The 15,243-nt window shown below is 70.8% G+C and carries 9 protein-coding genes; 5 read left to right on the top strand and 4 right to left on the bottom strand.

Annotation, left to right across the window (positions count from 1 at the left end):
• Positions 1-11 precede the first annotated feature (11 nt).
• Entirely contained in the window at positions 12-656 is a 645-nt protein-coding gene (locus ACLQ27_RS22315) for an acyltransferase (protein ID WP_425868471.1), read from the bottom strand.
• A gap of 386 nt (positions 657-1,042) precedes the next feature.
• Between ACLQ27_RS22315 and ACLQ27_RS22310 the strand changes: the two genes are divergently transcribed.
• Both ACLQ27_RS22310 and ACLQ27_RS22305 read left to right on the top strand, forming a co-directional pair.
• Positions 1,043-4,159, top strand: a complete 3,117-nt coding sequence (locus ACLQ27_RS22310; RefSeq protein WP_425868469.1) for a M14 family zinc carboxypeptidase — start codon at positions 1,043-1,045, stop codon at positions 4,157-4,159.
• Between the two features lie 89 nt (positions 4,160-4,248).
• On the top strand, positions 4,249-5,172 hold the full coding sequence (locus ACLQ27_RS22305) for an NAD(+)/NADH kinase (RefSeq protein WP_255787537.1): 924 nt from the start codon (positions 4,249-4,251) through the stop codon (positions 5,170-5,172).
• 120 nt (positions 5,173-5,292) lie between these two features.
• Here the strand turns inward: ACLQ27_RS22305 and pgm are convergent, their stop codons facing one another.
• On the bottom strand, positions 5,293-6,936 hold the full coding sequence (pgm, locus tag ACLQ27_RS22300; protein ID WP_234588067.1) for a phosphoglucomutase (alpha-D-glucose-1,6-bisphosphate-dependent): 1,644 nt from the start codon (positions 6,934-6,936) through the stop codon (positions 5,293-5,295).
• A 29-nt stretch (positions 6,937-6,965) separates the two neighbouring features.
• On the bottom strand, positions 6,966-8,198 hold the full coding sequence (gene glgC, locus ACLQ27_RS22295; protein WP_357495032.1) for a glucose-1-phosphate adenylyltransferase: 1,233 nt from the start codon (positions 8,196-8,198) through the stop codon (positions 6,966-6,968).
• Between the two features lie 72 nt (positions 8,199-8,270).
• On the opposite strand from glgC, the gene glgA reads away from it, so the two are divergent.
• Positions 8,271-9,476: a glycogen synthase gene (gene glgA / locus ACLQ27_RS22290; protein ID WP_357495034.1), complete on the top strand. Its 1,206-nt coding sequence runs from the start codon at positions 8,271-8,273 to the stop codon at positions 9,474-9,476.
• Positions 9,477-9,509: 33 nt separating this feature from the next.
• On the opposite strand, the gene ACLQ27_RS22285 is transcribed toward glgA, so the two are convergent.
• Positions 9,510-10,454 (bottom strand): inositol-3-phosphate synthase, encoded by a 945-nt coding sequence (locus tag ACLQ27_RS22285; RefSeq protein WP_425868468.1) that lies wholly within the window; start codon positions 10,452-10,454, stop codon positions 9,510-9,512.
• Positions 10,455-10,713: 259 nt separating this feature from the next.
• Here ACLQ27_RS22285 and ACLQ27_RS22280 point away from each other — a divergent pair, with 259 nt between their 5' ends.
• Both ACLQ27_RS22280 and glgB read left to right on the top strand, forming a co-directional pair.
• Complete coding sequence (locus ACLQ27_RS22280; protein WP_425868467.1) at positions 10,714-12,987, top strand: maltotransferase domain-containing protein; 2,274 nt, start codon at positions 10,714-10,716, stop codon at positions 12,985-12,987.
• Positions 12,975-15,077 carry a 1,4-alpha-glucan branching protein GlgB gene (gene glgB, locus ACLQ27_RS22275; protein ID WP_425868465.1) on the top strand — a complete coding sequence of 701 codons (2,103 nt, stop codon included), beginning with the start codon at positions 12,975-12,977 and terminating at the stop codon, positions 15,075-15,077. Before ACLQ27_RS22280 ends, glgB begins: the two co-directional genes overlap by 13 nt.
• The last annotated feature ends 166 nt before the right edge of the window (positions 15,078-15,243 follow it).

The raw sequence follows: 15,243 nt of genomic DNA, 5'->3' as shown, positions 1-15,243 counted from the left end.
ATCAAGCGACATCAGCTGCCGGCGGTCGCGGAGGAGACCGGCCGGGCCGGCGACCCCGCAAGGTCCGACAACGCCGCCAGCTCCGCAGCGGCCAGCCGACGGTCCGGAGGGTAGAGCTGCTGTTCGTGCGCAAGGATCGTCTCCACCGGCCAGCGCAGCCGGATGACTCGGGCCGGATTGCCGGCGACCATCGCGTAGGGCGGCACCGACCGGGTCACCACCGCGCCCGCCCCGACCACGGCGCCCCGACCGATCGTCACACCATGGAGGATGACGGCACGGGTGCCCACCCACACGTCGTCGCCGATCGCCACTCCCCGATCGAGAGCCCCGTCCGAAGCAGACTTCTCGACAGAGATCATCGGGACGCCGACCCGGTCGATCCGATGATTGCCGCCCCGGATCGTGACCTCGGGGCCGAACATGACGTTGTCACCGATCCGGATCCGCGATCGAGCGGCGATGATGATCGGACGGTGACCGAGGTCGACGTTGTGGCCGACCTCGATCGTCTCGTAGGTGTAGACGCCATCGGGATCGAAGGTGAAGTTGTCACCTCGGGCGGCGAACCGGCCGACGGTCGCCAGGCCGCGGACGCCCCTGCGGACCCTCGTGCCGCTGACCCAGATCAGGTCCAGCAGACGGGCGACCCCCACGACCACACGCGCGGGACGGTACGACGACACGCGCATCAGACTCCGCACCGCCCGACAGCGACAGCTTCCCGCTGGCCCACCTCGTGGACCTGACGCATCGAGCGCCTCCCTCGCCAGACTCCGGCGACACCACTTCGGACACGGAACAGCGTACGGACCATTGGTCGGCTTGATGGTCTATTGCGTGTTTCACTGCGGCTGGCGGGATTCATCATCCTTCGTACAACGAACCGGTGCTCCGGTGGCAGCCGCCCCGCGCCCGCTCTGACCGTCACGCCAGGCGTCCGCATCGACACGTTCAGCGACCTCGCACCCATCGACCTATTGACACCGGTCACGCCGCACCGAAGGCTCGCGCCTACAGGTCCTTCACCCAAGGAGGCGCGATGAGACCGAGACGACTGGCGATCGCCGGCGTGGTCACCCTGCTCGGCGCCGTGGCGCTGGCCCCGCCGGCGAGCGCGCGGCCACCATCGGATCCGGGTGCCCGGGAGGGCCTGGAGGTGTACGTCGGCACTGTCGACGCGAAGCAGCGCGACCTGCTGCGCGAGGCCGGGGTGGACCTCGGTCACGACGCCACTGCGGACTCCACCGGCCGCACCGCCGTCGAGACGGTCCTCACTCCCCGGCAGGCGAAACGGCTGACCGACCGGGGCGTACCCCTGCGGGTGAAGAAGGTCCGCGGCAAGGACGCCTCGCAGGCGCTGCGGGAGCAGGCGGCGGCGGGCTGGTCGGCGTTTCGCCCGTACAGCGAGCCGGGTGGCCTGCGCGACGAGCTCAGCGCCACGGCGGCGCGGTTCCCGAAGCTGACCAAGTTGGAGACCATCGGCAGGACCCAGCAGGGTAAGCCGATCCTCGCCGTCAAGGTGACCAGGGACGCGAGGAAGGTCCGCGACGGTCAGCGACCGGCGGTGCTCTACGCCGGCGCCCAGCACGCCCGCGAGTGGATCACGCCGGAGATGACCCGCCGGCTGATGCACCACGTGCTCGACAGCTACGGCACGAACCGGGAGATCACCCGCCTGCTCGACACGACCGAGCTGTGGTTCCTGCCGGTGGCCAACCCGGACGGCTACGACTACACCTTCACCCCCGGCAACCGGCTGTGGCGCAAGAACCTGCGCGACAACGACGGCGACGGCCAGATCGGCCCCGGCGACGGCGTCGACCTCAACCGCAACTTCGCCTACAAGTGGGGGTACGACAACGAGGGCTCCTCGCCCGACGCCAACAGCGAGACCTACCGGGGCCCGCGCCCGGCCTCGGAGCCGGAGACGAAGGCGCTGGACGGGCTGCTGCGGCGGGTCGGCTTCGAGTTCTTCGTCAACTACCACTCGGCGGCCCAACTGCTGCTCTACGGCGTCGGCTGGCAGGTGAGCACGCCGACACCCGACGACGTGATCTACCAGGCGATGGCCGGTGACGACGCCCACCCGGCCGTTCCCGGCTACGACCCGGACATCTCCGCCGAGCTGTACACCACCAACGGCGACACCGACAGCCACGCCACCGTCCGGTACGGCACGTTGGGCTTCACCCCGGAGATGTCGACCTGTGACTCCGCAGCGAACGTCGACCCGGACGACCAGTGGCGCCCGGAGGACTGCGTCAGCGACTTCATCTTCCCCGACGACGAGACGCTGATCGCCGGCGAGGTGAGCAAGAACCTGCCGTTCGCGCTGGCCGTCGCGAAGTCCGCGGCCGACCCGGACGACCCGGTGTCGGTGGTGGGCCGCAGCACCCCGGACTTCGTGGTGGACGCCTTCGACACCTCGTACGGGCGCACCCAGCAGGTCGCCTCGATCACCCGCCGCGCCCTGAAGAACGTGCGGATGCACTACGTCGTCAACGGTGGCCGACCGAAGACCGTCGGGGTCCGCGAGTGGCGCGGCGGCGAGCGGTACGGCGACACCAACGACGACTACTACGCCGAACTGCGCGGCACTGTCACCGGCACGAAGCCCGGCGACCGGGTGGAGGTCTGGTTCACCGGCGTCAAACAGCGCGCCAAGGCGACGGCGGGCAGGGTGGTGGCCAGCGAACACTTCACCTACCGGGTGCACACCGACATCGGCGGTGACGTACTCGTCCTCGCCATGGAGGACGTCACCGGGTTGAGCCCGACGCAGACCGGCACCACAGCGAAGTACGCCGACGAGGTCGCCGCGTCGCTGACCGCCGCCGGGCGCAGCAGCGACGTGTACGACTTCGACGCGATGCGGCGCGCGGCCCCGCACCCGCTCGGTGTGCTGTCGCACTACAAGACGGTGGTCTGGGAGACCGGCGACGACGTCATCCTGCGCTCGCCCGGCCAGGTGGCCGGCACCGCGGCCAAGGCGGCGCTGGACACCGAACTGGCCGTGCGGGACTACCTCAACGAGGGCGGCAAGCTGCTCGTCAGCGGCCAGTACGCCCTCTACGCCCAGGGCGCCAACGGGTCGTACGTCTACCACCCGGACGCGCCGCCGGAGTGCACCGACGGCGACGATGCCACCTGCCTGCCGCTGCTGAACGACTTCCAGCAGTACTGGCTGGGCGCCCACACCTACGTCAGCGACGGCGGCACCGGCACGGACGGTCCGTTCCCGATCCACGGCTCCGAGGGGGCGTTCGCGGGCTTCGACGGCACCCTCAACGCGGCGGGTTCGGCGGGCAACCAGGAGCACACGGCCTCGTTCCTGACCACGTCGAGCTTCCTGCCGGTCGACCAGTTCCCCCAGTTCGCCAGCTCCGCGCCGGTGGACTGGGTCCGCCCGGGGTCGGCGCCGTTCGACCCGCGCACCGGTGACTGGTACCTGTGGAGCGGGCAGGCCGACGAGTCGTACAAGCGCCTCACCCGCACGGTGGACCTCTCGGGGGCCACCAGCGGTGAGTTGCGGTTCGCCGCCTCGTACGACATCGAAGCGAACTGGGACTTCATGATCGTCGAGGCGCACGAGGTGGGCAGCGACGACTGGACGACCCTGCCCGACGCCAACGGGCACACCGGCCGGGAGACCGGGGAGAGCTGCGAGTCGGGTTGGCAGACCCTGCACCCGTTCCTGGGGCACTACCAGGGCGCGGACTGCTCGGCCACTGGCAGCACCGGGGAGTGGCACGCGGTCACCGGCGCGTCCGGCGGCTGGCAGGACTTCTCGATCGACCTGTCGGCGTACGCCGGCAAGCAGGTCGAGGTGTCGATCTCGTACGTCTCGGACTGGGGCACCCAGGGCCTGGGTGTCTTCCTGGACGACGCCCGGGTGCTCGTCGACGGGGCCACGGTCACCGAGACCTCGTTCGAGTCCACCGACCTGGGTGGTTGGGCGGTGGCCGGGCCGCCCGCGGGTTCCGGAGGCAACACCACCGACTGGTCGCGCAGCCAGCAGGCGTTCGAGGAGGGGTCGGTGGTGGTCACCACGGACACCGTGTACCTCGGCTTCGGGCTGGAGGGTCTGCCGCCGGCGGCCCGCAACGACCTGGTCGCCCGCTCGCTGACCCACCTGAGCGGCCGGCCGCGCCGCTGAGGCCACGACGGTGCGCCGGCGGTCCGTGGACCGCCGGCGCACCTTCCCCGGTACGCCGGACGCGTCCGACGCCGGTGTGGTGAGCTGTACTGGTGTCGGGTCTGGGACTGGTACTGCACCCCACCCGGGATGTCACCGAGGTGGTCGGGATCATCGAACGGTGGGCTACGCGCCACCACAAGTCGCTCTACGTGCGCGCCCAGGACAAGCACCGCGTGCCGGCCAACGTCGAGCCCCTGCCGGAGGACGAGGTCGCCGTCCGCGCCGACGCCTTGATCAGCATCGGCGGCGACGGCACCATGCTGGGCGCGCTGCGCTCCGCCATCCGCGATCCGAAGCCGGTGCTCGGCGTGCACCTGGGCCGGCTCGGTTTCCTCGTCGAGATCGAGCCGCCGGCGCTGCCCGAGGCGCTGAGCCGGCTGCTGTCGAAGGACTTCACGATCGAGTCGCACGCCTGCCTGGCCTGCGACGTGTGTGGCGACGACGTGGTGGCGTTCAACGACATCGCGCTGGTCCGGCGGCCCGGCTCGGGCTTCGTCACCGCCACCCTGGCCATCGACGGGCAGGAGTACGGCTACTACCGGGCCGACGCCGTGGTGGTGAGCACGCCGATCGGCTCCACCGCGTACAGCTATGCCGCCGGCGGTCCGCTGATCTCCCCGGCGGCGGACGCGGTGGTCGTCACCCCGTCGGCGCCGATGGCCGGCATCTCCCGCTCGGTGGTGCTCTCCGGGGACGAGAAGATCCGGCTGGAGCTGGAGCCGCACTCTTCGGCAGTCGTGGTGGAGATGGACGGGCTGGTGTTCCGGGACGCGGCGGACGAGGGCGCGGTGGACATCAGCTACCGGCGCAACGCGGGGCTGGTGGTGCGCTTCGACCCGCTGCGGTACCAGGAACGCAACCAGTTGAAGATGAGCCTGCTCGACCTGCCGTTCCTTCCCGAACAGCTCAAGGCACTACTCCCGAAGGAACTCCAGAACCCCAACGAAAACGAAATCCCCCCACGCTGCTAACCCCACCCCGCTCGCGTTGATCATGAAGTTATTGCCGCGACACGCCGTGCCACTGGGCAATAACTTCATGATCAACGCAGGCGGGAGCGGGAGGTGGGTCGGGGCCGGGTCGGGGTTGGGTCAGGCCTGGGACAGGGCCTGGTCTACCAGGGTTTTGGCTTCTTCCTGGATCTTCTTCAGGTGGTCGGGGCCCTGGAAGGACTCGGCGTAGATCTTGTAGACGTCTTCAGTGCCCGAGGGCCTCGCGGCGAACCAGCCGGACTCGGTGCTCACCTTGAGGCCGCCGATCGGGGCGTTGTTGCCCGGGGCGGTGGTCAGGGTCGCGGTGATCGGCTCACCGGCCAGCTCGGTGGCGTCGACCTGATCCGGGGAGAGCTTGGCGAGCACGGCCTTCTGCTCCCGGGTGGCCGGGGCGTCGATCCGGGCGTACGCGGGCGCACCGAACCGCTCGGCCAGCTCCGCCCAGTGCTCGCTCGGGCTGCGCCCGGTGGTGGCCAGGATCTCGGAGGCGAGCAGGCAGAGCAGGATCCCGTCCTTGTCGGTGGTCCAGGTGGAGCCGTCGCGGCGCAGGAACGACGCCCCGGCGCTCTCCTCACCGCCGAAGCCGACCGAACCGTCGAGCAGGCCGGGCACGAACCACTTGAAGCCGACCGGCACCTCCAGCAGCGGCCGGCCCAGGTCGGCGGCCACCCGGTCGATCATCGAGGAGGAGACCAGGGTCTTGCCCACCGCGGCGGCCGGACCCCAGTCGGCGCGGGTCCGGAACAGGTGCCCGATCGCCACCGCCAGGAAGTGGTTGGGATTCATCAGGCCGGCGTCGGGGGTGACGATGCCGTGCCGGTCGGCGTCGGCGTCGTTGCCCGTGGAGATCTGGTAGTCGGCGCGGGCGGCGATCAGGGACGCCATCGCGTTCGGCGAGGAGCAGTCCATCCGGATCTTGCCGTCCCCGTCGAGGGTCATGAACCGCCAGGTCGGATCGACCGTCGGGTTGACCACCGTCAGGTCCAGCCGGTGCCGCTCGGCGATCTCGCCCCAGTACGCCACGCTGGCCCCGCCCAGCGGGTCGGCGCCGATCCGGATGCCGGCGTCGCGGATCGCGTCGATGTCGATCGCCGCCGGCAGGTCGTCGACGTAGTTGGCGAGGAAGTCGTACTCCCCGGTGGTGTCGGCGGCCCGGGCCCGCGCGTAGGTGATCCGGCGGACCTCCTTGAGCCCGGCGGCGAGGATCGCGTTGGCGCGGTCCTGGATCCAGCGGGTGACGTCGGTGTCGGCCGGCCCGCCGTTGGTGGGGTTGTACTTGAAGCCGCCGTCGTCGGGCGGGTTGTGCGACGGGGTGATGACGATGCCGTCGGCGAGCCCGCTGGTGCGACCCCGGTTGTGGGTGAGGATCGCGTGCGACAGCGCCGGGGTGGGGGTGTACCCGTCGCGGCTGTCGAGAAGCACGGTGACCCCGTTGGCGGCGAGCACCTCGAGGGCGTCCACGGCGGCCGGCGCGGAGAGCGCGTGCGTGTCCCGGGCCAGGAACAGCGGGCCGTCGAGGCCCTGCTCCCGCCGGTAGTCGCAGAGCGCCTGGGTGACCGCGAGGATGTGGTCGGAGTTGAACGCGTTGCGCAGGCTGGAGCCCCGGTGGCCGGAGGTGCCGAAGGACACCTGCTGCGCCGGGTCCGCGGGGTCCGGATGCTCGGCGTAGTAGGCGGTCACCAGGCGCGGCACGTCGACCAGGTCGGCGGGCTCGGCGGGCTGGCCGGCACGGGGATGGGTCACGGGGGTCTACCTCCTTGATAGTGCGACTGTCACGGCTCGACCCGCTGGCCCTTGCCGATCACCACGATGCCGTTGTCGGAAACGGTGTAGCGCTGCCGGTCCTTCTCCAGGTCGACGCCGATCTCGGCGCCCTCGGGGACGAACACGTTCTTGTCCAGGATGGCCCGGCGCACCACCGCGTGCCGGCCGATCTCGACACCCTCCATCAGCACCGAGCCCTCGACGTGCGCCCAGGAGTGCACCCGCACCTTCGGCGACACGATCGAGTTCTCCACCAGCGAGCCGGAGATCACCACACCCGGCGAGACCATCGAGCCGACCGCGCGGCCGACCCGCTCACCCCACTGGTGGACGAACTTCGCCGGCGGCCACGGCGGCTGCTCCGTGTAGATCGGCCACTCGAAGTTGTAGAGGTTGAACACGGGGTGCACGTTGATCAGATCCATGTGGGCGTCGTAGAACGAGTCGAGCGTCCCCACGTCGCGCCAGTAGCCACGGTCCCGGTCGGTGCTGCCCGGCACCTCGTTGTCGCGGAAGTCGTAGACGTTCGCCTCGCCCCGCTCGACGAGCATCGGGATGATGCTGCCGCCCATGTCGTGCTTGCTGGACTTGTCGGCCGCGTCCCGCTCGACCGCCTCGCACAGGGCGCGGGTGGTGAAGACGTAGTTGCCCATCGAGGCGTAGATCTCGTCGGGCGCGTCCGGCAGGCCAACCGCGTCGGTGGGCTTCTCGCGGAACGCACGGATCTTCCGGCCGTCCTCGCCTACCTCGATGACACCGAACTGGTCGGCCATCGAGAGGGGCTGCCGGATGCCGGCGACGGTCACCGCCGCGCCGGAGGCGATGTGGTCCTCCACCATCTGCCGCGGGTCCATCCGGTAGATGTGGTCGGCGCCGAAGACGATCACGTAGTCGGGCTGCTCGTCGTTGATGAGGTTGAAGCTCTGGTAGATGGCGTCGGCCGAGCCGGCGAACCACCACGGGCCACGACGCTGCTGCGCGGGCACCGGGGTGACGTAGTTGCCGAGCAGCGTGGACATCCGCCAGGTCTTGGTGATGTGTCGGTCGAGGGAGTGGGACTTGTACTGGGTCAGCACGACGATCTTGAGATAGCCGGCGTTGGCCAGGTTGGAGAGGACGAAGTCGACCATGCGGTACATCCCGCCGAACGGGACGGCCGGCTTGGCCCGGTCCGTGGTGAGTGGCATCAGGCGCTTGCCCTCCCCACCCGCCAGGACGATCGCGAGCACCTTGGCAGCCATGCCCCGACGCTATCCACCCGCGTCGGACTTCACCACTCGTACGGGGAGTCTTCTGCACTAGGGTGCGGGGTCATGACGGAACCCACCCCGCTGCGCGTCGATCTGCTCACCCGCGAGTACCCACCGGAGGTCTACGGCGGCGCGGGCGTGCACGTCGAGTACCTGGCCCGGGAGTTGCGCCACCTCACCGACGTACGCGTGCACTGCTTTGGCCTGCCGCGCACCGAGCCGGGCGTCACGGCGTACACCGATCCGCCCGGCCTGACCGGCGCGAACGCCGCGCTGCGGACGATGGGTGTGGATCTGGAGATGGCCGCCGGCGCCGCCGGCACCGACGTGGTGCACAGCCACACGTGGTACGCGAACATGGCCGGGCACACCGCGAAGCTGCTGCACGGGGTGCCGCACGTGCTGACCGCGCACAGCCTGGAACCGCTGCGGCCGTGGAAGGCCGAGCAGCTCGGCGGCGGTTACACGCTCTCCTCCTGGATCGAGCGCACCGCGATGGAGGCCGCCGACGCGGTGATCGCGGTCAGTGCGGGAATGCGCAACGACGTGCTCGCCGCCTACCCGCAGGTCGACCCGGACCGGGTCCGGGTGGTCTACAACGGCATCGACACCGTGCAGTACGCGCCGGACTCCGGCACCGACGTGCTGGAGCGGCTCGGCATCGACCCCACGCTGCCCAGCGTGGTGTACGTGGGCAGGATCACCCGGCAGAAGGGCCTGCCGTATCTGTTGCGGGCGGCCCGGGAACTGCCGGCCGACACCCAGCTCGTGCTGCTCGCCGGCGCACCCGACACGGCCGAGATCGCCGCCGAGGTCCAGGAGCTGGTCGCCGAGCTGCGGGCCAACCGCTCCGGCGTGGTCTGGGTGGCCGAGATGCTGCCCAAGCCCGAGGTGATCCAGGTGCTCACCCACGCGACAGTCTTCGTCTGCCCCTCGGTGTACGAGCCCATGGGCATCGTCAACCTGGAGGCGATGGCCTGCGAGACGGCGGTGGTGGCGACCGCCACCGGCGGCATCCCCGAGGTGGTGGCCGACGGCGAGACGGGCCTGCTGGTGCCGATCGAGCAGGCCACCGACGGGTCGGGGACGCCGCTGAAGCCGGAGACGTTCGTCGCGGACCTGGCGGCGGCGATCAACACGCTGCTCGCCGACCCGGCGCGTACCGAGCGGTTCGGCCTGGCCGGTCGGCGGCGCGCGGTGGAGCACTTCTCCTGGGACGCGATAGCCCGGCAGACCCTCGACGTGTACCGCTCGGTGCTGGGGGCCTGACAGCGCCCAGCCCGTCGACGATGCCCGGCCGATCTAGATCGCCGTTCCGGGTGGGGATTTGAGCAACGACGTCGCCTCAGCAGGGTGACCACCGTGGCCGTTGCGGAGCGCGCTCGCCGCTATGCGGATGAGGTCGATGTTGACCCCGGCGGCGCCGCTCGGGTCGTCCACCTTCAGCTTCACGTCGAGGCTCACCACCGTCTCGCCCCAGCCCTGCGCCTCGATGTTGAGGTGCGCCACCTTCTGTGATCCCAGGTGCGGCAGATAGCCGAGCGGGGCCACCTCGACCCGGTCGGCGTCCGGCAGGGCGTTGAGCTTGGACTGCTTCTTGGTGCTGGGGTTCTCGACCAGGTTGCGGAAGTCCTCGGTGCCGCCCAGGTTGACCTGGTAGGAGCTGACGAGCGTGAGGCCCCGTTCCCGGAGCAACCGCAGCAGCGCGTTGTGCACCACCGAGGTGCCGAACTGGCTGGCCAGGTCGTCTCCGAGCAGCGGCAGGCCGGCCGCCTCGAACCCGCTCATCACGTCCGGATCGCGGGAGATCGGGTCGGCGGTGGTGTTGATGAAGGCGACACCTGCGGTACGCGCCGCCTCGGCGTACGCCCGGGCGGTCTCCGGTCGGCCACTCGGCGCCGAGTAGAGCAGCACCTCCGCCCCGGCCAGTGCCGCCGCCACCCGGTCCACCCCGGCCGAGTCGACGAGTCCCTCGGTGACGGCGACACCCGCCTCGGGCAGGTCGCAGTCGAGTCGGGGGAAGTTGTTGGGCGGCAGGAAGATCGCCTCGGTCAGGTCCCGGCCGATCTTCTCCCGGGAGGTGGCGAAGGCCGCGACGAACTCGATGTCGCCCACCGCGAGCCCGTCGACGATCGGCCTGCGGACACCCACCAGACTGCCGCTGTCGCGGTGGAGAGCGATTCCCTGCACCAGCGCGGAGGTGTTGTTGCCGACGCCCACGACCGCGACCTTCACCTTTTCGATCATGGCCGGAGGCTACGGCACCTGCGCGCACACCGTGGTGCGGTGATCCGCTCCGGCCAGCCCGGCGACGGGCCTCGATCGTTGTCAGTTGAGCAATTCGACGCGCCGAGGGTGCTGCTGCTGAGGTGCCAACGATCCGGGCGGGGCGCGGGGTAGGTCCCGCGACACGCCCTGGAACACCTGGGCATCCGATGTCATCGCGGGAAGGGCACCTGGCGGGCTTGGCCGCGCGCGAGCCGATCTCGCACAGTAGGTTGGCGGGGTGACAGGACGGTTCCCGATCGAAGACGTCTCCCCCGTCGTCTCGTGCGGGCGGTACCCGGCCAAGGCAGTCGTCGACGAGCCGGTCCCGGTGTCGGCGCGCGCCTACCGGGAGGGGCACGACGCGCTGGGCTGCAACGTGGTGTGGAGCGGCCCGGACGGCGAGCAACGGCCGTTCACCCGGATGCGCCCCGGCGAGCCCGGCCAGGACCGCTGGCACGCCACGATCCGCCCGGACGCCGTCGGCTCCTGGACCTTCTCCGTCGAGGCGTTCGGAGACCCGTACCTGACCTGGCAGAACGCGGTGACCAAGAAGATCGCCGCCGGGCAGGGGCCGGAGGACCTGGCCAACGACCTGGCCGAGGGCGCACGTGTGCTGGCCGCCGCCCGCGAGCTGGTGCCGGCCGCCGACCGGGCCCGCCTCGCCGACGCGCTCACCGCCCTCGTGGACACCGGCCTTCCGTTGCCGCAGCGCGTCGACCCGGCGCTGGCCCTGGCCGACCTGCTCTGGGAGCACCCGGTGCGGGAGCTGGTGACCGCCGGTGAGGCGTACACCCTCTGGGTGGACCGCAAGCGGGCCCTCTTCTCGGCCTGGTACGAGTTCTTCCCGCGCTCCGAAGGAGCGGCGGGTGGGCGCTCCGGCACCTTCGCCACCGCGACCGAGCGGCTGCCGGGTGTGGCCGCGATGGGCTTCGACGTGCTCTACCTGCCGCCGATCCACCCGATCGGCCGGGTCAACCGCAAGGGCCGCAACAACGCGCTCACCGCCGGACCGACCGACGTCGGCTCGCCGTGGGCCATCGGCGCCGCCGAGGGCGGCCACGACACGATCCACCCCGACCTGGGTACGCCGGCGGACTTCCGCGCCTTCATCGAGGCGGCCGCGGCGCAGGGCCTGGAGGTGGCGATGGACCTGGCGTTGCAGTGCGCGCCGGACCACCCGTGGGTCACCGAGCACCCGGAGTGGTTCACCACGCGGGCCGACGGCAGCATCGCGTACGCGGAGAACCCGCCGAAGAAGTACCAGGACATCTACCCGGTCAACTTCGACAACGATTCCGAGGGCATCCGCGCCGAGGTGCTGCGGGTGGTGCTGCACTGGGTGGGCGAGGGCATCCGGATCTTCCGGGTGGACAACCCGCACACCAAGCCGTTCGACTTCTGGCACTGGCTGATCGCCGAGGTCAAGGCTGTCGACCCGGACGTGCTGTTCCTCGCCGAGGCGTTCACCCGGCCGGCCATCATGCACGGGCTCGGCAAGATCGGCTTCACGCAGTCGTACACCTATTTCACCTGGCGCACGACGGCCGCGCAGATGCGGGAATACTGCGAGGAGCTTGTCGCGTCGGCCGACCACATGCGGCCGAACTTCTGGCCGAACACGCCGGACATCCTGCACTCCTCGTTGCAGCACGGCGGCCCGCCGATGTTCAAGATCCGGGCGGTGCTGGCCGCGCTGCTCTCCCCCTCCTGGGGCCTGTACGCGGGCTACGAACTGTTCGAGCACGTGGCCCGCCCGGGCGCCGAGGAGTACCTGGACAACGAGAAGTACGAGCTGCGCCCCCGCGACTGGGCCGCCGCCGAGGCGCAGGGCCGCTCGCTGGCGCCGTTCCTGGCCACCCTCAACCGCGTACGCCGGGACAACCCGGCGCTGCACCAGCTCCGCAACCTGCGCTTCCACGAGATCGACAACCCGGCGCTGCTGTGCTGGTCGAAGCACGACCCGGAGACCGGCAACACGGTCATCGTGATCTGCTCGTTCGACTCGCGCGAGGTGCAGTGGGGCAACACGACGCTCGACATGCCGGAGCTGGGGTTCGACTGGCACGAGCGGTTCACCGTGTACGACGAGCTGACCGGCACCAGCTACGACTGGGGTCAGCGCAACGCGGTGCGGCTCGACCCGTACCTGCAACCGGCGCACGTGCTGACCGTCCGCCGGCCGGTCGCGCCCTCCGTGCCGACATCCGCCGTCGTCGAACCGGCGGACCTCACCGTCACCGACGTCCCGGACGACCTGTCCGGCGGCACCGCCCCGACGACCCCGGCCCCGACCGCGGGCGCTGACACGACGGGCGCTGGCTCGACGGCCGACGCCTCGACCGGCGCGGGCCTGACGACCGGCGCTGGGACGGCGGCGCGTTCGTCCGCTCCCCGCCCGTCCGGCCCCCGCCCGGCCCCTCCCCGCTCGGCCGGGGGTCGCTCGGCGAAGCCCCGCCCGCCCGCCTCCGCACCGACCGACGCCGCCCCGAAGGACGACCGATGGACCAGCTGATCACCGGCGTGACGCACGACCCGCACGCGCTGCTCGGCGCGCACCCCGCCGACGGGTGGACGACGATCCGCACGATGCGCCGGGGCGCGGGCGACGTGCTGCTGCTCGTCGGCGACGAACGGCACCCCATGAAGCGGGTGCACGACGTGGGCGTCTTCGAGACCCACGTCGAGGGCACCGTGCTCGACTACCGGGTGGAGGTCGACGGCACCGTCCACGACGACCCGTACCGCTACCCGCCCACCCTCGGCGAGCTGGACCTGCACCTGATCGGCGAGGGCCGGCACGAGCGGCTGTGGGACGCGCTCGGCGCGCGGGTCTTCGACGAGGGCGTGGCGTTCAGCGTGTGGGCGCCCAGCGCACGCGGAGTGCGGGTCGTCGGCGACTTCACCGGCTGGGGTCCGGACGACGGCTGGCCGATGCGGTCGCTCGGCTCCAGCGGCGTCTGGGAGCTGTTCGTCCCCAACGCCCGGGTCGGCGCCCGCTACAAGTACCGGGTGCTCGGCGCCGACGGGCAGTGGCGGGACAAGGCAGATCCCCTGGCGGCGTACGCCGAGGTGCCGCCCGCCACCGCGTCGGTGGTGCACCACTCGACCTACCGCTGGAACGACGCGGACTGGCTGGCCCGGCGGGCCGAGCGCCAGCCGCACCAGGAACCGATGAGCGTGTACGAGGTGCACCTCGGCTCCTGGCGGCCCGGCCTCGGCTACCGCGAGCTGGCCGAGCAGCTCACCGCGTACGTCACCGAGCTGGGCTTCACGCACGTGGAGTTCCTGCCGGTGATGGAGCACCCGTTCGGCGGTTCCTGGGGCTACCAGGTGACCGGCTACTACGCGCCGACGTCCCGCTTCGGTGACCCGGACGAGTTCCGCCACCTCGTCGACTCCCTGCACGCCGCCGGCATCGGCGTGATCCTCGACTGGGTGCCCGCGCACTTCCCCAAGGACGAGTGGGCCCTGGCCCGCTTCGACGGCACCCCGCTCTACGAGCACCCCGATCCGCGGCGCGGCGAGCACCCCGACTGGGGCACGTACGTCTTCGACTTCGGCCGCCGCGAGGTGCGCAACTTCCTGGTCGCCAACGCGCTCTACTGGTGCGACCAGTTCCACGTCGACGGGCTGCGGGTCGACGCGGTCGCGTCGATGCTCTACCTGGACTACTCCCGCGACGAGGGCCAGTGGGCCCCCAACCAGTACGGCGGTCGGGAGAACCTGGAGGCCATCGCGCTCATGCAGGAGGTGAACGCGACGGTCTACAAGCACCACGCCGGGGTCGTGATGATCGCCGAGGAGTCGACCGCCTGGCCGGGCGTCACCCGGCCCACCGCCGACGGCGGGCTCGGCTTCGGCTTCAAGTGGAACATGGGCTGGATGCACGACACCCTGCTCTACACCTCGAAGGACCCGATCTACCGCCAGCACCACCACCACCAGCTCACGTTCTCCCTGGCGTACGCCTGGAGCGAGAACTACGTGCTGCCGATCAGCCACGACGAGGTGGTGCACGGCAAGGGCTCACTGGCCGGCAAGATGCCCGGCGACACCTGGCAGCGGCTGGCCAACGTCCGGGCGCTGCTCGCGTACATGTGGGCGCACCCGGGCAAGCAGCTCCTCTTCATGGGCTCCGAGCTGGCCGACGACCGGGAGTGGAGCGAGGAACGCGGCCTCGACTGGTACCTGCTGCACGACCCGGCCCGCGCCGGCGTGCAGCGACTCGTCGGTGACCTCAACCGCGTCTACCGGGCCACCCCGGCGCTGTGGGCCCAGGACACCGAGCCGGCCGGGTTCCGCTGGATCGCCGGCGACGACGTCGCCAACAACACCGTGTCGTTCATCCGGATCGCCCCGGACGGCTCGACGCTCGTGTGCGTGGCGAACTTCTCCGCCCAGCCCCTGCACGACTACCGGATCGGGTTGCCGGCCGGCGGAACGTGGACCGAGGTGCTCAACACCGACGCGCACCACTACGGCGGGTCGGGGGTGGGGAACCTGGGTGCGGTGCATGCCGAGGACGTCCCGTGGCACGGGATGGTGGCGTCCGCGGCACTCCAGGTGCCCCCGCTGGGCGTCATCTGGCTGCGCCAGAGCTAGTGCCTCGTCATGCAGACTTGAAAGGTTTGATCCAGTAATCCGGGTAGCGGATCGTTGAGTTGCGCGCCGCCTGCGCTACGCGTTTGTTGCGCTGGCCGGCAGCCTTCGCAATCCAAATCGATGTGAGGTGGTCCACCGCTATCGGCCCGATGGACCACCCCCACAC

The sequence above is a fragment of the Micromonospora sp. DT63 genome, from assembly GCF_049841615.1.
In the GTDB taxonomy this organism is placed as follows: Bacteria; Actinomycetota; Actinomycetes; order Mycobacteriales; family Micromonosporaceae; genus Micromonospora.
Note: the sequence above shows the minus strand (reverse complement) of the source record. Positions and strands in the feature narration are given on the sequence as shown.